Genomic DNA, 21,095 nt, shown 5'->3' with positions numbered 1-21,095 from the left:
CGAAGACCCGGTCGTCGCGGTCGCCGCGCTGGTGGTCGGCCTCGAATCGCAGGTGCCCTCGATCTACCGCAAGCAGACCCCCACGCTGCGCGAGAAGTACCGCTTCACCGACGAGGAGGTCGAGTTCTTCGACCTGCACATCGTCTCCGACGAGATTCACGGCGAGCGCGGCTACCAGATCGTTCTGGAGAACGCCAACACGGTCGAGCTGCAGCAGCGCTGCCTGAAGATCTGCGAGATCGGCGCACAGATGCGCCTGCTCTACACCACCGCCCTCTACTACGACTACGTCGAGAAGGAAATCCCGCTGCCCCAACTGGGGCTCGCCGCCTGAGCGCAGCGAAAACCTGGAACCCCGATTCCTGAGCCAATTATGTCCTGGTATAAATCGTCTGACTGGCGCCGCGGGCCTGGATTGACCTCCTCACCCGGCAATTCGCAGTCGAATGCGCTGCAGAGAATCAGGACCTCCTTGAAGGGCCGTCTCATCCGCCCATCCCAGGAAACCGTGTTCATCGCACACTTCACTATCTGAGCCGAGGTCCCCATGCATCCGCTTACCGCGCTCACGCCGGCGCATTTCTGTTATCTCGTTGGTGTCATAGCCATCGTCGCCACGATGATCTGGCGCGCGAATGTCGTCGTGCCCGCCATCATCGCGACCTTCGCCGTCGCGTTTGCCTTTTCGGGCAAGGTGCTCACCGGTCTGCAAGCCATCTTCATGGGCAGCCTGACCGCCGCCCACGAGCTGTTCAACATCTTCCTCGTCATCGCGCTGATGACCGCGCTGCTCAACGGACTGCGCGAAATCGGCGCCGACGTGCGAATGGTGCGCCCCTTCAGGAAGATCATGGTCAACGGCCACGTGGCCTTCCTGATCCTCGCAGTGATCACCTATCTGATTTCGCTGTTCTTCTGGCCGACGCCGGCCGTGCCGCTGGTCGGCGCGATCCTGATTCCAGCCGCCATCTACGCGGGCCTTTCGCCGCTCGGCGCGGCTGTCGCCATTGCCGTCGCCGGCCAGGGCATGGCCTTGTCGTCGGACTACGTGATCAAGGTCGCGCCCGGCATCAGCGCAAAGGCCGCGGGCGCCGACATGCAGGCGGTCGCCAATATGGCGCTTCTGCTGTCCGTGGTGGCCGGCGCGGTCGCGCTCGGACTGTGCTGGTACTTCACGGTGCGCAAGAACGTGAAGACGCCCGGCGCGCGCAATCTGGTGGAATGGGAATCCTCGGGCGAGATCGATCCGGTCGATCAGCCGGCAGCCCATCAGGGCAGCTTCGCCAAGGCGGAACTCGCGCGCGGCACGAACGGCACGCATGCCGACGCCGAAGACGGCTTGCCCGCGATGTCCGGCGGCGGCGCGGCGGCGCTGACGCTGCCGGCCATGAGCAGCGCGGTGCCAATGCAACGGCGGGATATGTGGTCGCGGGTGTTCTCCATCGTCACGCCGCTCACCTTCCTCGCGGTGGTGGTCATCATGACGCGGCCGGAGCTCGTCGGCGCGTCCGTCATTCGCGGCGGCGACGCGGCTTCGCTGATCGGCGGCATGGCCGCGGTGCTGATGATGCTCACGACGCTCTCGTACGGCCGCAAAGGCTTTCTCGACCGCACGGCCGGGCACATCATCGACGGCTTCGTGTTCGCGTTCAAGGCGATGGGCGCGGTGCTGCCGATCGCCGGTTTCTTTTTCGTCGGCGACAGCAGTACCGCCGGTCCGATTCTCGGCATCGAGTCCGGCGCGCATGTTCCGTCGCTGTTGTTCGAACTGGTTCAGGCCTGCAGCCAGTTCATTCCGCACAGCCCGATTCTCGTGTCGCTCGGCGTGCTGGTGACGGGCATGATCACCGGCATCGACGGCTCCGGTTTTGCCGGCCTTCCGTTGACCGGCTCGCTGTCCGGCGCGCTCGCGCCGATGGTGCACATGCCGGCTGCCACGCTGGCCGCGATCGGGCAGATGGGCGCGGTGTGGACGGGCGGCGGCACGCTGGTCGCGTGGTCGTCGCTGATCGCGGTCACGGGCTTCGCGCGCGTGCCGGTTCTGGATGCGGTCCGAGCCCTGTTCGTGCCGGTGGTCTGCGGGCTCGTCGCGGCCACGCTCGTCGCGGTGGCGATCAGCTGAACGGACGGCCGAACATGACGTATTCACTGATTCCTGCGCCGCTCGCGCAGGAAGGCTGGGCCGCGTTGCAGATCGTGTTCGTCAACGTCCTGCTGGGCGGCGACAACGCGATCGCCATCGCGATGGCCTGCCGCTCGCTGCCGCCGCGGCAACAGCGTCTCGGGATCCTGCTGGGCACCACGCTGGGCATTCTGTTGCGTATCGTGCTGATCGGCGTCATCGGCAAGCTGCTGGCGATTCCGTTCATGCACGTGATCGCGGCTGCGCTGTTGATCTGGATCGGCACGCAGCTCGTCCGGCCTGCCGCGGACGAACCTTCGGTCAATCCGTCGGCGGCATTGTGGCGGGCGGTGATGGCGATCGTCTGGGCCGATCTGGCGATGAGCCTCGACAACGCGCTGGCAACCGCCGCCGTAGCCCAGCCGCTTCCCGAAGGATCGCGGCTCGTGATCGTCTTCGTCGGCCTGGCGATAGGCGCTCCGGTCATCGCATTCGGCAGCCGGCTCATTCTGACGTTGCTCGATCGCGTTCCGTCCCTGGTATACATTGGCGCGGCGCTGCTCGGCTGGATTGCGGGCGAACTGCTGATGGCGGACCCGTCGGTCAGCGCCGCACTGTATGAGTGGATGGCTCAGGTGCCGGGCGTCAGTCCTGCGGTCACCGGCGCGCTCACCTGTATCGCGGCCGCCGTGCTCGTCCCGCTGCTGGGCCGGATGGCCGCCGGCGGCGCACGCGCCGGCTAGGCGTCCCGTGCCCGGCCGGCGCGCGCTGGCCGGGTATCCATTCCTTGAGAGGGCTCTCGCACGCTTCAAGCGCTGCGGCATGTCAACGCGCGCGCCGGTGCATTGTCTACGAAATACCGCGAATACGTTAGAATCCGTCCAAGCTTGCAGGGTCGGGCCATTGGCCTGAATTGACGAGTGTGGAACCACAATGAACGTACAGTCGGATAGTCCAGCAACAGCGGCGACAGATCAGCGCGAGCCGTCCAACTCCAATCCCATCCTTCACCGCCAGCTGTCCGAACTGGTCACTGCGCGAATCCGGGACTCCATCACGTCGGGCGCCTACGCGCCGGGCGCACGCCTGATCGAAGGCCGGCTTGCGGAGGAACTCAACGTCTCCCGCGTTCCCGTTCGCGAAGCGCTGCGCGCGCTCGCTGCCGAGGGTCTTGTCGATGTACGGCCGCGGCATGGCGCCGTCGTCGCCTCTCTCGATCCGGCTTCGGCTCGCGAGATGGTTCAGATCCGAGCCACGCTCGAAGGTCTGAACGCACGGCTGGCAGCCGAGCATTGCACGCCGGAACTGGCCGGCAAGGTGGCCGAAGTGCTTGCCGAAGGCAACGCGCAGCTGGCCTCCGGAGACACGGCAAAACTGCTCGACCTCAATGCCCGGTTCCACGATCTCCTCTACGCAGCCGGCGCCAATACCATGCTGGCCGACCTGATGCGGACGCTACGGGACCGCTCGCGCAGGCTTTTCATGAACGCGACCGAAGACGAAATCCGGCTGACCTGGGAAGAGCACGCTGCGATTCTGCGCGCGGTGCAGTCTGGAGATGCGGCGCTTGCCGCGCTGCTCGCCGAGCGGCACGTCATGCGTGCGGCCCAACATTATCTGGACGCCGTCGCCAGGTAGTGTGATGGCCATTCAGCTTGCGCTCGCCGACCGGTTTGCTCGAAGCATAGAGCCTCCAGCGTTCGCTTGAATATTCCCGTAACTGTGCAGTTTTCGCGCTCAGCGCGGAAAGGCAGACGGTAAGTTGCCGGCCAGGGCCCTACTACAAAAGCATTCCGGCAGTTCGACGAGAATGTCCCATGCAGCGGTCACCGCACCACCCCATCTCATCGACGGAATGGGTAGCGCTACACAAGTTCTCGCTGCTCGTACGTTCCTCGCACCGACTCACCGACCCCTACAGCAAAGGCACCGGCATACGTGTCCGCTCGCGCTAGCGCTGCATTGCTTTGTGAGTGCAAAGCACATGGACCTCGCGACAGTGACGTCGAGTAATACGTCGAATCGGCTTGAGTCACTGGCTATATGGACACTCTTACTTGCTCCGTGTGTGACATGAACCCAGTTCCATCTGTCATCGCCCGACGTTGTCGGACCCGCTCCTCTCGGTAGTTTCCCATCGCGATCGGCCAGCGTTGCGAGGAAATCGTGCAGGCGGTCATTTGCGGAGCTTCAAACATCAATCGTTTGGCAGTCGGGTGGTGGATACATCGTCGCTGCACGAAGGATCTGGGTTGTGAACGTATTAATCACCCGGCGGGCGACAGCGACTCGACGATCCGGCACTCCGCTATCGTGCTGCAGCTGCACTGATCAATCAGGCTGTCGAGTTCCGCTTTCAGCGCCTGCAGGTCGAGAATCTTCCGTTCAATTTCGGCGCGGTGCGCGGACGCAATTGCGTCGATCGCGCCGCACGGCTGCGTGCGGTCGTCGGCAAGTTCGAGCAGTTCGCGCACCTGGTCAAGCGAAAAACCGAGGTCTCGCGCGCGACGGATGAAGCTCACACGGCCGAGATGCGCGCTTGTGTATGTGCGGTAATTTCCTTCCGTCCTGGCTGGCGCGGGCAGCAGGCCGCTCTTTTCGTAGAAGCGGATCGTTTCGACCTTTGTACCCGTCGCGCGGGCGAGCTGGCCGATCGAAAGCGTGGCGGATTCATCCATCTGCTTGACCTTTGTAGTAGCTACGGGGTCTATCGTAGTCACCGTGATGAAACGTGTCGAGGTCGAAACGGTGAACTCTTCTCTGCCGCTGAAACTGCGCATCGGGGGCATGGACTGCGCGTCTTGTGCATTGAAGATCGAGAACGCGATGAAGCGGCTGCCAGGCGTGTCCGACATCAACGTTAGCTACGGCCAGGAAAGCCTGACTCTATACCGGCGCAGCGGGCGAGCCTTCAGGACCGTGCCCGATGTTCCCCGGCAAATCCGTTGCCGCTGACGGCTGGTGCAACGTCTATGCGCAACGAGTTTGAGCGCTGGTCGCTCGCTGATTCGATGCGATAGCTGAACGACGTTCGAGCTCTGCTAAGCTACGGTCCGCCGCACCTATTCTTAGGCTCCCGAACAAACCGCGAGATCATTTGAACCGGAGAAGATCGATGTCGATGCCCTGGCTCGGGCGCTGCCTGTGCGGCGCGGTGCAATACGAAGCTCGCGGTGATTCACTCGCGCAACTGATCTGCCATTGCCGTGATTGTCAGCGCGCTTCAGGTTCCGCGGGGTTGCCGGTCGTCGTAGTGAGAGCCGCCGGCTTTTCGTTCAAAGGCGACGTCAGGCCTTATACGAAGATCGGCGGCAGCGGAATGCCCACGACGCGCAACTTCTGCGCTCATTGCGGCAGCCTGCTATTCGCTACGCCGCATCATGCGCCGGACATCGTGACCCTCTATGCCGGCACGCTCGATGATCCTGCGCGGTTCAAGCCCGAGTTCGTTCAATTCGCGTCCGAACGCCATCAACTGGATGCCCACCAGCCTGACATTCCCCACCATCCGCGAAGAGCGCCCTGACCGGTGCAATCAAAGATGCCGTGTTTGCGCGGGCGGATTGCCCCAGTCGTCGTGCAGCCCATCGCGATAGGTGACTGGCGCATTCAACGCCGCATCGAGATCGAGTTCATTGAGGCACATGATGTTCACGTTGATATACGGATACCCTGTGCCGTTTGGCATATCGATGCGATCGAATACGTGGACCCCGCAGCGTTTGCAGAACGGGTGATGCGCGACCGCATTGTGCCCCTGATATTCGCTCAGCGCGGCTTCATCCGAAAGAAGGCGAAAATCTTCCCGGCGAACCTGCACGTGCCAGAATCGCAGCCTGCTGCAGTAGCTGCAATTGCACTTCGACGTGCCCTCGTCGAAATCGATGCGAGCCTCGAACTTCACGAATTGGCAATGGCAACTTCCGAGGTACGTGCGCAACATAGGATTCTCCGGCGTTGAGGGACGCGGCAATTATGGACGGCACGACTTCGCGCTGCCAATGCACGAGCCGTCGCAACCCTCGCAGTAATGGCGGTCGCGCACCGCGCGATCCACGCGCCAGACGTTCGCCGCAACCGGCGCCGCCGTCCCCGCCGAGCGTCCGTTTTCCCGCGCATGAAACGTCGGCTCGCCCGCCTTGCCGCGGCGAATCGCTTCGTCGATGCCCGGCTCGCCGAACACCGCTTTCAGTTCGGCCACGAACGCCGCGATCTCCGGCATCGGATGCCCGACTGGCTTGCGCACTCGCATGTCCATGAACCCGCCCCCAAAAAAGTGCCTTTCGCTATCTCATAAAAACCATGTAGGATACTGTATATCCATACAGGTATTTTCGCAAATGACAGCCGCCCTGCCAGCACCGGAAGCCATTCACCCGTGCCTGTGGACCTATACCCGTGGAGTACATAGTTTGAGAGCGAACAGCGGGAAAGCTTTCTGCGTTGGGGTCTCCGGGGATCAATGTGTCTGCGTCTACTAATCAGGGAGCATAGAACGTGTTGATCGCCTTCGGCGGACTACCGGGCACCGGGAAGACAACGGTAGCGCAAACACTCGCACGCAAGCTCGCTGCCGTTTATCTACGCATAGATAAATTGGAACAGGCAATCAAGGCGTGCAAAAGCGGCCAAGCGGATATCGAGGCCGTCGGCTATCTGGCCGCATATGCGGTTGCCGGCGATAACTTACGGCTTGGGTCGACTGTTGTCGCGGACTCGGTCAATTCGTTGCAAATTACGCGTAGCGCCTGGAGAAATGTGGCGTTCGAGGCAGGTGTGCAGATTTTCGAGATCGAGCTGGTTTGTTCGGATGCTGCAATGCACCGGCATAGGGTCGAGGAGCGAAAGGCCGATATCCCCGATTTTCAGTTGCCGGTACGGTACGATGGTGGCCCTGAGGCAACCGTCAGTCTCTTGACCTCGCATACATCGTTGATGGGCGCAGCCCTGTGAATATGCCCCAGAGGAGTAGCCCATGCCGTCCGAGCACGCCGATGTCTTGTCACAGGTACTCAGGCTGATTCGCCTTCGCGGAGATCATGTTTTCCACGGCGAGCTGGGCAGTTCCACCGAAGTGATTTTTCCGCCAGGGCCGGCAACGTTTTTGCATCTGCGTGCCGGCGAACTGTCGGTGTCTCAACGCAATGGCCCCTCCGTGACGCTGCGGTCAGGCGACTTCGTTCTTTTGCCACATGCGGACGGACATACGATTCGAAGCAAGCCGGGCCGGAAAGCACATCAACGCTTCGAGGCGGCGGTGGACTTTACCCCCAGCAGAGATGCTCAGACGTTCAAATGGGCGGCTGATGACGGCATGGCAGGATCCTTTCTCGCAGGATCATTCTATTTTGACGGGGCGCCGTTACGCTCTTTGCTCACCGGGCTTCCCGGTCTGATTCATCTGACATGCGACAAAGTCAGCGAGCCCCCTTGGCTGGCCTCTATCTCGCATTTCCTTGACGTGGAATCGCGTAGCGCCGGCCCAGGGTCATCGCTGATGATCTCGCGGCTTATTGATCTACTCGTTATCCGCACCTTGCGGATGTGGGTCAGCCAGCAAGGCGATCGGCTCGGCTGGCTGTCCGGACTTAGCGACGAACGCGTAGGCCGTGCGTTGAACGCAATGCATCTGGAACCTGACCGTGCATGGACGGTCTCGGCCCTCGCCGAGACGGCGATGATGTCGCGATCGACGTTCTCGGATCGCTTCACGGCGGTGGTGGGACTTCCACCGTTGCGTTACCTGACACGCTGGAGATTGACAATCGCAGCAGACTTGCTAAGCGGAGGGACCCTGAAGGTGACCGAAGTGGCCCACGGTGCCGGCTATGGTTCGGAGGCTGCCTTCAGTCGCGCCTTCAAGGAGGAGTTTGGCTATCCACCGCGTGACGCGCATCGAATCGCACAGACCGGGGCCTTTGTCGCGCGAAGTGCGGAACTCCCTTGAGAGTCCTCTTTACACTGTTGGCTTGATTCGTCAGTTGAAACTGTCATTGCGGCGGTTTCCTTTCAATGGCATCGCGTCGGTCCCCAGGCGGCGCCGATCTGCTCGCTTGTCCGAGTGCGTCGATCGTACGATGGATCATGCAAATCAGACGCCGAGATATGGTCAGTCTCGAATACATTCTTTAGAGTGGATAGCCAAGGTCCTCCGGTATCTGAATAGGAGGAAAGGCTCTCACGCACTATGGCTCGGATCTCTCATGCTCAGGCAGCCCAGACGGTTTGCGATAACACTTCTCGTTGCAGCACCCACGCTTCCGTCATGCGTCTGGATCGGAAGCTGGAGCGGAGCCGCTAGCTTCACCGTCGTATAGGCGGCATGAAGGCCGGGCATGCCGCGATGCATAAGTAACGTCGGCTGATCTCGGGCAGTTCGTCGATCTGGTGCCGTTCAGTTCCGCCCCAACATAATAGAGTTCTGGATTCCTAAACGGAATCGAGAGATCGAGGCATGCCCACGGATCTTTCAAATGCAGGTTTCAATTCACGACATCGGCACCGATGTCTCTTCAAGGAAGCAATGTAGATGAACCTCATCCTCGCTGTTCTCGCCATGTCAGCATTCGCCTTTGGTACCGGTGCGATGGCTGCGGAAAAGCCCTCCATCGTTCTGGTCCACGGCGCTTTCGAAGACGCCCAGGTCTGGGGTTATGTCACATCCAGGCTTCAAACCGACGGCTTTAAGGTGGTGGCTGTTGATCTGCCAGGGCGTCCGGGCGCGCCAGCCACACCGGACAAAGTCAGCCTTGACCTCTATCGCGACACCGTGGTCGCAGCGCTGAACAAATCCCATCGCCCGGCCGTCGTGGTCGGTCACAGCTTCGGCGGCATCGTCATCGCCGACGCCGCGGAAACGGCACCGAAGAAGATCAAGACTTTGGTCTTTGTTGCTGCCTACCTGCCGCAAGACGGCGACTCGCTCGTTTCAATGGCCAGTAAGGATGCCGACGCCAAGATCGGCCCGCACCTGCATATCGATAAGGAAAAGGGCATTGCCTCCATCGAATATCCGGCACGTGCCGATCTGTTTGCCAATGGAGGTCCTGACAAACTACGCGAGGCAATCCCGGATCTGATCCTGGATGAACCCGTCGGCCCGCTGGCTACGCCTGTACACGTGACTTCCCCCAACTTTGGTCAGGTCGACAAGGTCTATATCCACACAGCCATGGACCAGGTCATCAGCCCCTCGTTCCAGGCCGAGATGGTTGCCGCCACCCCCGTGAGAGCCGAGTACTCCCTGCCGACCGGTCATACGCCGTTCCTCACCGATCCCGACGGTCTGGCAAAGGCGATCGAGGCCGCTGCGAAATAGGCGGCTTACGGTCGGTCCGGGGAAGCGAAGGCGGGAGGCTTCGTCATCCCGCGCTTTGCCTTCGAGTGTGTTGCTCTGGGCAGAGGGCTGCGATATCCGGGCTTCCGCGCACCGTCCTGCAGGCCGCTCTTCGATGGTCTGTGCCGGGATGCTCTTTCCAATAGAAGCATACGCGTCCGTTGTCTTCGACAATTTCTCGTGTTTTCAAAAGGCAGAACCGATATGTCCCGTCTTCAGATACCCGCCACGATCGCAGATGCACCAGCTGCTTCTCAGCCCTTCCTGGAGGCCGTCAACAAGAAACTGGGTGTTGTACCGAATCTGTTTCGTCTGATAGCCAACAGCCCCGCGGCGCTAGAGGGGTACCTCGGTCTGGCCGGAGCCTTGGCAAAAGGCGCACTTCCAGTACAAACCGGCGAACGTATTGCTCTCGCCGTCGCCGAAATCAACGGCTGCGACTATTGCATGTCGGCGCACAGCTATTTAGGAAAGAACGTGGCGAAGCTTGACGATGCGGAAATGTCCGCCAATCGAAATGGCGGCTCGAATGAACCAAAGGCTGCCCCTGCCGTGCAGTTCGCCGCGAAGGTCGCGCACGAACGTGGCCGCGTATCCGACGAAGATCTGCGCGTCCTCAAGGAGGCCGGCTACACTGATGCGCAGATCGTCGAGATTGTCGTGCACATCGCACTGAGCGTCTTGACGAACTACGCCAACGTCGTTGCAAACACGGAGATTGACTTTCCCGTAGTGCGTACATATCAGGGCCTGAACAACGGGACTCGCACGCTTCTTGATACGTGATGCGTTGACCGAACTGATCGATTGCGTCAATGCATCGTAAGCAGGACAAGCATCCGCGAGCGTATCGAGCCTCAACCGACGAACGTCGTTCGGTGTATCGGACGGTTGAGCTCACTGCATCGCGCTAATTTCATCAGGCCAAGTCCATTTCCTTTTCACGTTACGTTGAGCCCGAACATGAACGTATCCGAACGCCTCGCGCAAGCGGGCCTAAAATTGCCATCGCCCATCAACCCACTTGGGTCCTATCGAACGGTTTCCGTTTCGGGGAATCAACTGTATGTATCGGGGCTCGGCCCTTTCGAGGATGGCAAGCCAATCGTCGGAATGGTCGCCCGCGATATTTCTCTGGAAAAGGCTCAAGACGCGGCGCGCCTAACGATGCTCATGATCTTGGCCTGTGTCGAACAGGCCTGCGGACTCGACAACGTCCGGCGATGCAGCCGGCTAACAGTTTACGTGCGTACATCACAGTCGTTCACCCAGCATCCGCAAGTGGCCAATGGCGCCAGTGATCTGTTGCTGACGCTGTTTGGGCAAGACAATCTGCCGGCTCGAAGCGCGCTGGGAGTGCATTCGTTGCCGATGGGCATCCCGGTTGAGATTGACAGCATCTTTGAGTTGAAGGGGTGACGGGCATGGCTCGACGTCGCGCACATACGAGCGCAATGACCCGAAATCCGCATCCCCAGCGGGAGGAGTTAAGCGCACGCCAGAAAACGGACGTAGGGAATTTAAAGATTTCCGATCAGCCGATCGAATATGCTGGGCCTTGTGTCCCGAGGTGGTCGTCCAACTCTACGACGCGATGCTCGAACTCTACCCCGACCACGCTAATCCGGGCTCGCTCTGGGGCGCGGCGAACTCCGCCAGGAAGGCCGCGTAGGATTGCTCCGCACCACAACGAAGCTATGGAATCCCCAAAGGAATGCTGACCATGCACAGGACGTTATTGGCCGCTGCCATCACCTTGACCGTCTCCGCCGGATCTCTCGCGGCTGCTCCTGCCGCTTACAAGGAGCCGCTGGACGCTCAGGCCTTGAACACGATCAAATCAGAGTTCGGCGAGCTCATGGAATTAGCCAACCGGCACGATTTCAAGGCTCTGCACGAGATGTTCTGGCAATCCCCCTCGGCCCTTCTCGTCGCCAAAAGCGCAATTCCCTCCGAGGGGAACTGGGCAGGCTTCTGGGGCAACGAGGCAATCGATCGGAAGCTGCACGACATCGGCACCTCCGGCCCGGTCGTCCTCCGACCGGATTACTCAAAGCTCAAGGTCGTCGGCTTGACGCCGGACGTAGCGCAATCCTACGCGCCGGTGAACATCACGGTCTCGTATGCAGGGCAGGACGGAACTCCCAAGCCGTTTCTGATGATCATCAACTGGATAAAGGTCGGGAAGGACTGGAAGGTTGCTTCTGAGATCATCCTGCCCGTACCTCCCGCACCCGTCGCAAAGAGTTAGGCCTTCGCGTGCCGGTGTGCGGAATCCAGACTGGGACCTGGCTGCTGGCAGCAGGTCTCGCTCTATTTGACGTCCGTGAGCTGCAGTATCGAGCGACGGCTCAACTCCGATACCCGCCGTTGCACCTCTGACCGCTCGACTGTCAAGCGCCTCTCACCCTCCTTCAGCGAAGCCGCGTCGGCAAGTTGCTGGGACGTAACTGCGCCGCCCGGTGGTCCTTTGATTTCCATTTATCCCTGCAGTCCGGTCAATTCCGTGCTTTTGCGTCTGGCTAACTGCGCGCTAGTCCAACGAATTCGGTTTCCTGACAGCCCGGTGTCGCCTATCTAAAAGTTGGGATCTTGGGCTAAAATACCTGTATATTTGTACAGTACTATTGGGAGCCTGATCGTGACTCTGACTGCCACAGCCGGACAGCAGTTACGCACCCCCGAAGAACGGGCGCGCTCCATTGATGGTGCCCTCGATACAACTATGTATTCGGAGTCGGGGGGAATAACCTTGTGGCGGGCGTCCCAGCTTGGCGCTGGCCGCGGCCGCAGCGTCGATACCGGTTATCCGGCCCTGTCGGCGGAGTTGCCCGGCGGCGGCTGGCCGCTCGGCGCGCTGGTCGATCTGCTCGTGCAGCAGGCCGGCGTCGGCGAACTGCGGTTGTTGCAGCCCGCGCTCAGCGCCGTCGGCGAGCGTCCGCTCGTCTTCGTGCAACCGCCGCATACGCCGGACGGCCTCGGGCTCAACTACATCGGCCTGTCGCTGCAGCAGGTGCTGCGGATCAATGCGCCGAAAACCGCCGACGCGCTGTGGTCCGCCGAGCAGATCCTGCGCGCCGGCAGTTGCGGCGCGCTGATCTTCTGGGCGCAGTATGCGCAGGCGTCCTCGCTGCGCCGTTTGCATCTGGCCGCGCAGTCGTCGGAGACGCTTTTCATCATGGTGCGGCCGCTCGCCACCGCGCAGGAGGCATCCCCCGCGCTGCTGCGGCTCGCGCTCAGGCCATCGGCCGAAGGTCTCACCATCGACATCGTGAAACGACGAGGGCCCGCTCGCGCAGAGCCCCTGTCGATTCCCCTTCAACCCACCCCCGTTCTGCTTTCCCGACATGCGCGTCTTTCTCGCCGTTCATCTGCCAAAGTTGCCGCTCGAGGTCTTCAGACCGAAGTGGTCGCCTGAGCCCGCGCATGGCTGCGCGGTGCTGGAGAAAGACAAGGTGGTCATGGCCGACCCCGCCGCGCGCTCGGCGGGCGTGCGTCCGGGCATGAAGCGCGGCGGCGTGCTGACGCTATCGCCGCAGACCGAGATGTATGAGCGCGATAGCGGCCGCGAGGCGGCGGCCCATCGCGAGGTGGGTATCGCGCTGATGCGCTTCTCGCCCGAAGTCGCGCTGCTCGATGAGGCGACGGTCGTCGTCGAGATCGGCGCGAGTCTGCGGCTCTTCGGCGGCCTGCTCGCGCTGTGCCGCGATGCGAAAGCCATCCTCGACGCGCTCGGCTTCACCGCGCGCATCAGTGCCGCGCCGACCGGCCAGGGCGCGTGGCTGCTCGCGAAGTTCGGCAACCGGCGCGTGCTGAAGCTCACGTCGCTCGACCAGCGCCTGTCCGCGCTGCCGATGCTCGCCGTGCCCGAAGTCCGCCCGTTCGCCGACTGGTTCACGGGCCTCGGTTGCGAGCGCATCGCCGATCTGCGCCGCCTGCCCCGCGCCGGCTTGCAGCGCCGCTGCGGCGAACATCTGCTCGACTCGCTCGACCGCGCGTTCGGGACCGCGCCCGAACTGTTCGACTGGCTCGAACTGCCGCCCACGTTCTCGGCGCGCATCGAGATGCCGGACCGGCTCGAACACGCGGATGGCGCGGTGTTCGGCGCGCAGCGCCTGATCGTGCAACTGTGCGGATGGCTGTGCGCAAAACAGCTCGCGCTCACCGGCATTCGCCTGTCGCTCGAACACGAGCGCGGACGCGCTGCGATCGAGCCGACCACGATCGACGTCGCACTCGGCGAGCCGACCTGGCGCGAAGAACATCTGATGCGGCTGCTGAAGGAGCGGCTGCATCGTATCGAGCTCGCCGCGCCCGTGATTGCGTTGCGGCTCGACGCGTCGAAGGTCGAGTCGGCCGCGCCCGCGTCCGACACGCTGTTTCCCGAACCGGGCGGCTCGCAGGAGGATCACGCGCGGCTGCTCGAACTGCTGGTCGCGCGGCTCGGTGAAGAGAACGTGCTGAAACCCGCGCCGAGCGCCGATCATCGTCCGGAGATCGCGAACCGCTGGCTGCCGGTGTCGCAGCCGGTCAAGCCCGGTCCGCTGCCGCAGAATCTGCCCCGCCCGACGTGGATGCTCGACACGCCCGTGCGTCTGCTGCTGCGCCAGCACCGCCCGTTCTACGGCTCGCCGTTGCGCATGGTGTCGCCGGGCGAGCGCATCGAGAGCGGCTGGTTCGACGGCGAGCTCGTCACGCGCGACTACTTCGTCGCGCAGGCCGACGACCAGAGCTGCTACTGGATCTACCGCGAGCGCGTGAGCAGCCGCGACGCGGAAGAAGAGCAACGCTGGTTCCTGCATGGCCTGTTCGGCTGATATGCGCGGATGAGCGGCCATGGACACCACCTTCACGATGCTGCCGGCGTATGCCGAGCTGTTCTGCTTTTCCAACTTCACGTTTCTGCGGGGCGCGTCGCACGCTGAGGAACTGGCCGAGCGTGCCGCGCAACTCGGCTACTCCGCGCTCGCGATCACCGATGAATGCTCGCTCGCGGGAGTCGTGCGCGCGCATGTCGCGGCGAAAGAAGCGAAGCTGCCGTTCATCGTCGGCGCGTATTTCCGGCTCGTCAATGCCGATGGTTCGCCGGCGTTCGGGCTGATCCTGCTCGCCCGCAACCGCAACGGCTACGGCAATCTGTCCGAGCTGATCACGCTGGCGCGCATGCGCGCGCCCAAGGGCGAATACCGGCTCACGCCGCAGGATCTGTCGCGGCCGGAGAAGGAATATCGCCACCTGCTCGGCATGCCCGACTGCCTCGCGATTCTCGTGCCGGATTTCCCGGCCAGCGAAGACGCGCTCGATGCGCAGGTCGAATGGCTCGACGAAACGTTCACGGGCCGCGCATGGGTCGGCCTCGTGCTCCATCAACGCGCGATGGACGACCTGCATGGCGGCGCGGTCGAATTCGTCGCGCGCAGCCGCGACGTGCCCGTCGTCGCGCTCGGCGAAGTCGTGATGCACGTGCGCTCGCGCAAGCCGCTGCAAGACACGATGACCGCGATCCGGGTCGGCAAACCGGTCCATCAGTGCGGCTATGATCTGGCGCCGAACGCGGAGCAGCATCTGCGCTCGAGGTTGCGGCTCGCCAACCTGTACCCGCAAGACGCGCTGGCCGCGACGGTCGACATCATGAGCCGCTGCACGTTTTCGCTCGACGAGCTGCGCTACGAGTATCCCGACGAGCTGGTGCCGGCCGGCCATACGCCGGCCTCGTATCTTCGTCAGGAAACCTATATCGGCGCGCAGCGGCGTTTTCCCGCGGGGATTGCGCATCACGTGCAGCAGCAGATCGAGCACGAACTCGAACTGATCGCGGACCTGCAGTACGAGCCGTATTTCCTGACCGTCTACGACATCGTCCGCTTTGCGCGCAGCCAGCACATTCTGTGTCAGGGGCGCGGGTCGGCCGCGAACTCGGCGGTCTGCTACTGCCTCGGCGTGACCGAAGTGGACCCCGCGCGCGGCAACATGCTGTTTGAGCGCTTCATCAGCAAGGAGCGCGGCGAGCCGCCCGATATCGACGTCGACTTCGAGCATCAGCGGCGCGAAGAAGTGATCCAGTACATCTATCGCAAGTACGGCCGCGACCGGGCGGCGATCGCGGCAGCGGTGTCGACCTATCGTCCGCGTGGTGCGCTGCGGGAAACCGGCAAGGCGCTCGGCGTCGATCCGCAGATCGTCGATGCGGTCGCGAAGTCGCATCACTGGTTCGATACCAGTCGGGATCTGCTCGCGCGTTTCGCGGAATCCGGCCTCGATCCGGACCAGCCCCTGATTCAGGCCTGGGCGAAGCTCGCCTCGCAACTGCTGAATTTTCCGCGCCACCTGTCGCAGCATTCGGGCGGCTTCGTGATCAGCCGCGGCAAGCTCACGCGGCTCGTGCCGGTGGAAAACGCGGCGATGGCCGACCGCTCGGTGATCGAGTGGGACAAGGACGACCTCGAATCATTGGGCTTGCTGAAGGTCGACGTGCTCGCGCTCGGCATGCTGTCGGCGATCCGGCGCACGCTCGACCTCGTTTCGGAACAGCGCGGAGAACGTTTCGAAATGCAGGACATCCCCGCCGAGGATGAGGCGACCTACGCGATGATTTCGGCCGCCGATACGGTCGGCGTGTTCCAGATCGAATCGCGCGCGCAGATGAGCATGCTGCCGCGCATGCAGCCGCGCAAATTCTACGACCTCGTGATCGAAGTCGCGATCGTGCGGCCCGGTCCGATTCAGGGCGGCGCCGTGCATCCCTATCTGCAGCGCCGTCAGGGCTTCGAGCCCGTGACCTATCCGAGCGACGCGTTGAAGACCGCGCTGGGCCGCACGCTCGGCGTGCCGATCTTCCAGGAGCAGGTGATGCAGGTGGCGATTCTCGCGGCCGGCTTCACCGCCGGCGAAGCCGACCAGCTGCGACGCGCGATGGCCGCGTGGAAACGCAAGGGCGGACTCGAAAAATACTATGACCGCATCGTGCTCGGCATGCAGGAGCGCGGCTACGACCAGGCCTTCGCCGAGGCGATCTTCGAGCAGATCAAGGGTTTCGGCGAATATGGCTTCCCCGAAAGTCACGCGGCCAGTTTCGCGCTGCTGGTCTACGCGAGCAGCTGGCTCAAGTGTCACGAACCCGAAGCCTTTCTCGCCGCGATGCTGAACAGCCAGCCGATGGGCTTCTATTCGCCGTCGCAACTGGTTCAGGATGCGCAGCGGCACGGCGTCACGGTGTTGCCGGTCGATGTGACGATCAGCGGTTGGGACTCCTCGCTCGAACACCGTGCGGGGGCAACGCGCCCTGCCGTGCGTCTCGGTCTTTCGCTGCTGCGCGGCATGAAGGACGGCGCCGCCGAACGAATCGAGAACGCGCGCGCGGTTCGCCCGTTCGCGAGCGTCAACGATCTCGCGCGCCGCGCGCAGCTCGACCGCAAAGACCTGCATGCGCTCGCGGATGCGAATGCGTTGGCAGCGCTCGCGGGAAACCGCCGCGAAGCGCTGTGGCAGTCGGTCGTCGCGGTGCCGGACAAGGATATGCTCGCGGCCGCGGCGACTCAGGACGAAACGCCCGAACTGGGCGCACCGAGCGAAGCGAACGACATCGTCGCCGACTACCGTTCGCTCGGCCTGACGCTCAACCGCCATCCGCTGGAACTGCTCCGGCCGCAGTTGCTCGCGAACCGGCTGATGCCGGCCTCGACGCTGCGGACCTATCGCGACGGCCGCCTCGCGCGCGGCTGCGGACTGGTGACGGTGCGTCAGCGTCCTGGCACGGCCAAGGGCGTCGTGTTCGTCACGCTCGAAGACGAGACCGGCAACGTCAACGTGATCATCTGGCCGAGTCTGCTCGAAAAACAGCGCAAAGAAGCGTTGGGCGCCGCGCTGCTCGCCGTATACGGCACGTGGCAGTGTCAGGGAGAAGTACGGCATCTCGTCGCGCAGCGGCTCGTCGACATGTCTCATCTGCTGGGCGAGTTGCAGACGACGAGTAGAGACTTCTGCTGACGCGAGCGCGTAAATGCGTATCATCGGAACAGCAAACGGAGGCATCCATGTGCTATTCGGCTCAGATTCTGGCGGACTACCGGCGCTACGTCCGCATGTTCGGCGCGCACATGAGCATCGAGGAATTCGCGCGTCTTTTCTTCGAACGCGCAGAGGACGGTCAGGCCAGGATTCCCAAAGCGATGGAAGACGCCTTCTCGGAACCGCAGTCCGACGCGGAACGGGAAGTCTGGGCGCTGATCGAGCGCTTCAAATCGCAGCAGACCGTGAAGCTCGAACAGGAACTGTTCAAACAGCGCACCCGCTTCGCCGATGCCGAGCGCTCTTTGCAGACCAAAGCCACCAAGGTGGCGACCGAGAGCAAACGGATCGCCAAAGACAAGATCGACCGCACGCTCGAGCGACTCGACGACCTCGGCCGAACCGCTCCCAAAGCAGACGACTCGCGCATCTTTCCAGGCTACTACGCGCCGGTGATGGTGATGGAGAATGGCCAGCGCGTCGTCGAACCGATGCGCTATCAGTGCCGCCTGGCCGGCAAGCCCGCATCGTACGACACCCGCTATCCCGGCACGTACAACGCTCGTCGGGACAGTCTCGAAAGTTTCTGGAAAGCGCTATTCGGCTATTCGCATGGACTCGTGCTGGCCAGTTCTTTCTATGAGAACGTCTCGCGCGCGCGAATGGAAGGCCGTGAACCGGCGCCCGGCGAGAAAGATGAAAATGTCCGGCTCGAGTTCCGGCCCAATCCGCCTCACGACATGCTGGTCGCATGCTTATGGTCCCGCTGGAGCGGCAAAGGCGAGCCCGATCTATTGTCCTTCGCGGCCATCACCGATGATCCGCCACCCGAGGTGGCCGCTGCAGGCCATGATCGCTGCATCATTCCGATCAAGCCTGAGCATATCGACGCGTGGTTGAATCCCGATCCGCGCGATCTGGCAGCGTCGTACGCGATTCTCGATGATCGGGACCGGCCGTTCTACGAACATCGGATCGCGGCCTGAATACAAGCCGCCGTTTCGCAGGCCGCGCGAGACGGTGCCAGATCATCCTTGCAATCTTCGCGCAGTAACATATTCTGCGTTATGGATGTTCATCGGCTGGCGAAGAATACCCGGTTGTAGAGGTCCGCCAACAGGCGCGATTCGGGCCCCATCAATCATCGAAGCGCCTGCGCAGCGGGCCCGACACGATCCACACCCTCGGGTTGCGGCTGCAAGCACAGGAGACGTCGGTATGGGCAAACATCCCGCGGCGGACGCTTCGCAGCAGACCGCGCTCGGCAGCGACGAACTTCAGCTGATCGATGCGTGGTGGCGCGCATGCAATTATCTTTCGGTCGGCATGATCTATCTGCTGGACAACCCGCTGCTGCGGGAGCCGCTGAAAGTCGAACACGTCAAGTATCGCCTGCTCGGACACTGGGGCGCGAGCCCGGCGTTATCGTTCGTCTGGGCGCATCTGAACCGCGTGATCAAACGCGACGATCTCGACGTCGTCTTCATGGCCGGTCCCGGACACGGCGCACCGGGCGTGCTCGGCCCCACCTATCTGGAAGGCACCTACTCGGAGATCTATCCGGACAAGAGCGCGGATGCCGAGGGCATGCAGAAGTTCTTCAAGCAGTTCTCGTTTCCCGGCCATATCGGTTCGCATGTGACGCCGGAGACGCCCGGGTCCATCCATGAGGGCGGCGAGCTCGGCTACAGCCTGTCGCATGCGTATGGCGCCGTGCTCGACAACCCGGACCTCATCGTGGCCTGCGTGGTCGGCGATGGAGAAGCGGAGACCGGGCCGCTCGCCACCGCGTGGCATTCGAATAAATTCATCAACCCGGCCCACGACGGCACCGTGCTGCCGATCCTCAATCTGAACGGCTACAAGATCGCCAATCCGACCATCCTGTCGCGCATCAGCAGCAGAGAACTGGAAGCGCTCTTTGTCGGCTACGGCTACACGCCGCATTTCGTCGAAGGATCGGATCACGCGGAAATGCATCGGAAGATGGCGCACACGCTCGATACCGTGCTCGGCGAAATTCGCGCAATTCATCAGCAGGCACGCGCGAACGGCAATCTCGAGCGGCCGCTCTGGCCGATGATCGTGCTGCGCACGCCAAAGGGCTGGACCGGACCGAAGCAGATCAACGGGCACAAGGTCGAAGGCTCGTGGCGCTCGCATCAGGTGCCTTTTTCCGATGTGCGCAACAACTCCGCGAATCTCGAAGTGCTCGAAGAATGGATGCGCAGCTACCGGCCCGCCGAACTTTTCGATGCCGAGGGCCGGCTGATCCCCGAACTCAAGGCGCTGTCGCCCCGAGGCCCGCGCCGCATGAGCGCCAATCCGCATGCGAACGGCGGCGTGCTGCGCCGCGAACTGAAGCTGCCCGACATCCGCGCGTACGCGGTGGATGTGCAGCACGCGGGCAAGGTGCTGCAGGAGAACACGCGGCCACTCGGCGAATTTCTGCGCGACACGATGCGCGCGAACATGAACACCTTCCGCGTGTTCGGCCCGGACGAAACGGCCTCGAACCGTCTGCAGTCGATCTACGAGGTCAGCAAGAAGGTGTGGATGGCCGAGATGCTCCCCGAGGACGAGGACGGCGGCGAACTGGCGCGCGACGGCCGCGTGATGGAGATGCTGTCCGAACATACGCTGATGGGATGGCTCGAAGGCTATCTGCTGACGGGCCGCCACGGCTTCTTCCATACCTATGAAGCGTTTGCGCACGTGGTGGATTCGATGTTCAACCAGCACGCGAAGTGGCTCGACATCAGCCGCAATCACGTGCCGTGGCGCGCGTGGGTGTCGGCGGAAAACATTCTGCTGTCGTCGACCGTGTGGCGGCAGGATCACAACGGCTTTTCGCATCAGGACCCCGGCTTCATCGATCTCGTCACCAACAAGAGCCCCTCGGTCACGCGCGTCTATCTTCCGCCCGACGCGAACACGCTGCTGGTGGTCGCCGACCACTGTCTGCGCACCACCGACTGCATCAACGTGATCGTCGCCGACAAGCAGAAACACCTGCAATTCACCACCATCGACGAAGCCGTCGTGCACTGCGCCAAAGGCATCGGCGTGTGGCGGCGCGCGAGCAACGACGAGGACGCCGAACCGGACGTGGTGATGGCCTCGTGCGGCGACGTCGCGACCCAGGAAGCGCTGGCCGCGACGGCGATCCTGCGCGAGCGTCTGCCCGAACTGAAGCTGCGTTTCGTCAACGTGGTCGACCTGTTCAGGATGCAGCCGGCGAGCGAGCACCCGCACGGCTCGACCGAACGCGAATTCGACAGCCTGTTTACGACCAACAAGCCGGTGATCTTCAATTTCCACGGTTACCCGTGGCTGATCCACAAGCTCGCCTATCGCTTTCGCAATCACGAGAATCTGCACGTGCGGGGCTACAAGGAGAAAGGCAACATCAACACGCCGCTCGAACTGGCGATTCTCAATCAGGTGGACCGCTTCAATCTGGTGATCGACGTGCTCGACCGCGTGCCGCGCTTGCAGGGCAGATCCGCGCATCTCAGGGAAGACATGAGGAACGCGATCGTCAGCAACCTGAACTATGCGCACACGCATGGCACGGACCGCGCCGAGGTCGCCGACTGGGTCTGGCCCTTCTGAACGTCACGCGCAGCA

21 protein-coding genes are annotated in these 21,095 nt (G+C 62.6%); 18 read left to right on the top strand and 3 right to left on the bottom strand.

Annotation, left to right across the window (positions count from 1 at the left end):
• From HDG39_RS22820 to HDG39_RS22805, 4 genes are all read left to right on the top strand, one after another.
• Positions 1-334: iron-containing redox enzyme family protein (locus tag HDG39_RS22820; protein ID WP_184008838.1), on the top strand; the 334-nt coding region annotated here is incomplete at its 5' end.
• Between the two features lie 213 nt (positions 335-547).
• Entirely contained in the window at positions 548-2,122 is a 1,575-nt protein-coding gene (locus tag HDG39_RS22815) for a hypothetical protein (protein WP_184008836.1), read from the top strand.
• Between the two features lie 65 nt (positions 2,123-2,187).
• Positions 2,188-2,865: a YjbE family putative metal transport protein gene (locus tag HDG39_RS22810; RefSeq protein WP_260328191.1), complete on the top strand. Its 678-nt coding sequence runs from the start codon at positions 2,188-2,190 to the stop codon at positions 2,863-2,865.
• Between the two features lie 190 nt (positions 2,866-3,055).
• Positions 3,056-3,760 (top strand): GntR family transcriptional regulator, encoded by a 705-nt coding sequence (locus HDG39_RS22805; protein ID WP_018418295.1) that lies wholly within the window; start codon positions 3,056-3,058, stop codon positions 3,758-3,760.
• 629 nt (positions 3,761-4,389) lie between these two features.
• Here the strand turns inward: HDG39_RS22805 and HDG39_RS22800 are convergent.
• On the bottom strand, positions 4,390-4,800 hold the full coding sequence (locus HDG39_RS22800; RefSeq protein WP_184008832.1) for a MerR family transcriptional regulator: 411 nt from the start codon (positions 4,798-4,800) through the stop codon (positions 4,390-4,392).
• Between the two features lie 46 nt (positions 4,801-4,846).
• Between HDG39_RS22800 and HDG39_RS35660 the strand changes: the two genes are divergently transcribed.
• The 3 genes from HDG39_RS35660 (at position 4,847) to HDG39_RS22785 (ending at position 5,648) form a co-directional block, all read left to right on the top strand.
• A complete protein-coding gene (locus tag HDG39_RS35660) occupies positions 4,847-5,077 on the top strand; it encodes a cation transporter (RefSeq protein ID WP_409259196.1) in 231 nt (76 codons plus the stop codon).
• Positions 5,049-5,111, top strand: coding sequence for a high-potential iron-sulfur protein (locus tag HDG39_RS35880; RefSeq protein WP_409259201.1), 63 nt, complete (start codon positions 5,049-5,051; stop codon positions 5,109-5,111). Before HDG39_RS35660 ends, HDG39_RS35880 begins: the two co-directional genes overlap by 29 nt.
• A 132-nt stretch (positions 5,112-5,243) precedes the next feature.
• Positions 5,244-5,648, top strand: a complete 405-nt coding sequence (locus HDG39_RS22785; RefSeq protein WP_260328190.1) for a GFA family protein — start codon at positions 5,244-5,246, stop codon at positions 5,646-5,648.
• Between the two features lie 9 nt (positions 5,649-5,657).
• Here the strand turns inward: HDG39_RS22785 and HDG39_RS22780 are convergent, their stop codons facing one another.
• Both HDG39_RS22780 and HDG39_RS22775 read right to left on the bottom strand, forming a co-directional pair.
• A complete protein-coding gene (locus HDG39_RS22780) occupies positions 5,658-6,065 on the bottom strand; it encodes a GFA family protein (RefSeq protein WP_184008830.1) in 408 nt (135 codons plus the stop codon).
• A 30-nt stretch (positions 6,066-6,095) separates the two neighbouring features.
• Positions 6,096-6,380 carry a hypothetical protein gene (locus tag HDG39_RS22775; protein WP_184008828.1) on the bottom strand — a complete coding sequence of 95 codons (285 nt, stop codon included), beginning with the start codon at positions 6,378-6,380 and terminating at the stop codon, positions 6,096-6,098.
• Between the two features lie 239 nt (positions 6,381-6,619).
• Here HDG39_RS22775 and HDG39_RS22770 point away from each other — a divergent pair, with 239 nt between their 5' ends.
• From HDG39_RS22770 to HDG39_RS22720, 11 genes are all read left to right on the top strand, one after another.
• Positions 6,620-7,075 (top strand): P-loop nucleotide/nucleoside kinase family protein, encoded by a 456-nt coding sequence (locus tag HDG39_RS22770; RefSeq protein ID WP_184008826.1) that lies wholly within the window; start codon positions 6,620-6,622, stop codon positions 7,073-7,075.
• A 22-nt stretch (positions 7,076-7,097) separates the two neighbouring features.
• Positions 7,098-8,069 carry an AraC family transcriptional regulator gene (locus HDG39_RS22765; RefSeq protein ID WP_018418539.1) on the top strand — a complete coding sequence of 324 codons (972 nt, stop codon included), beginning with the start codon at positions 7,098-7,100 and terminating at the stop codon, positions 8,067-8,069.
• A gap of 582 nt (positions 8,070-8,651) precedes the next feature.
• Complete coding sequence (locus HDG39_RS22760) at positions 8,652-9,440, top strand: alpha/beta fold hydrolase (RefSeq protein ID WP_184008824.1); 789 nt, start codon at positions 8,652-8,654, stop codon at positions 9,438-9,440.
• A 222-nt stretch (positions 9,441-9,662) separates the two neighbouring features.
• A complete protein-coding gene (locus HDG39_RS22755) occupies positions 9,663-10,244 on the top strand; it encodes a carboxymuconolactone decarboxylase family protein (protein ID WP_184008822.1) in 582 nt (193 codons plus the stop codon).
• 177 nt (positions 10,245-10,421) lie between these two features.
• The gene (locus HDG39_RS22750; protein WP_184008820.1) at positions 10,422-10,877 is read left to right on the top strand and encodes a RidA family protein; all 456 of its coding nucleotides are present in this window, start codon (positions 10,422-10,424) and stop codon (positions 10,875-10,877) included.
• Positions 10,878-11,172: 295 nt separating this feature from the next.
• Entirely contained in the window at positions 11,173-11,709 is a 537-nt protein-coding gene (locus tag HDG39_RS22745; RefSeq protein WP_238325714.1) for a hypothetical protein, read from the top strand.
• Positions 11,710-12,183: 474 nt separating this feature from the next.
• Positions 12,184-12,876 carry a translesion DNA synthesis-associated protein ImuA gene (imuA, locus tag HDG39_RS22740; protein ID WP_184008818.1) on the top strand — a complete coding sequence of 231 codons (693 nt, stop codon included), beginning with the start codon at positions 12,184-12,186 and terminating at the stop codon, positions 12,874-12,876.
• Complete coding sequence (locus HDG39_RS22735; RefSeq protein ID WP_184008816.1) at positions 12,806-14,275, top strand: Y-family DNA polymerase; 1,470 nt, start codon at positions 12,806-12,808, stop codon at positions 14,273-14,275. The genes imuA and HDG39_RS22735 overlap by 71 nt, the downstream gene beginning before the upstream one ends.
• Positions 14,276-14,294: 19 nt before the next feature.
• Complete coding sequence (locus HDG39_RS22730) at positions 14,295-17,444, top strand: error-prone DNA polymerase (protein WP_184008814.1); 3,150 nt, start codon at positions 14,295-14,297, stop codon at positions 17,442-17,444.
• A gap of 47 nt (positions 17,445-17,491) precedes the next feature.
• On the top strand, positions 17,492-18,451 hold the full coding sequence (locus tag HDG39_RS22725; protein ID WP_184008812.1) for an SOS response-associated peptidase family protein: 960 nt from the start codon (positions 17,492-17,494) through the stop codon (positions 18,449-18,451).
• 232 nt (positions 18,452-18,683) lie between these two features.
• Positions 18,684-21,080: a phosphoketolase family protein gene (locus HDG39_RS22720; protein ID WP_184008810.1), complete on the top strand. Its 2,397-nt coding sequence runs from the start codon at positions 18,684-18,686 to the stop codon at positions 21,078-21,080.
• Positions 21,081-21,095: the final 15 nt, after the last annotated feature.

Origin of the sequence: Paraburkholderia lebeckiae, from assembly GCF_014201005.1 — a bacterium.
GTDB classification, from domain to species: domain Bacteria; phylum Pseudomonadota; class Gammaproteobacteria; order Burkholderiales; family Burkholderiaceae; genus Paraburkholderia; species Paraburkholderia tuberum.
The sequence above is the reverse complement of the archived record's forward strand: the minus strand, read 5'-3'. Positions and strand labels throughout refer to the sequence as shown.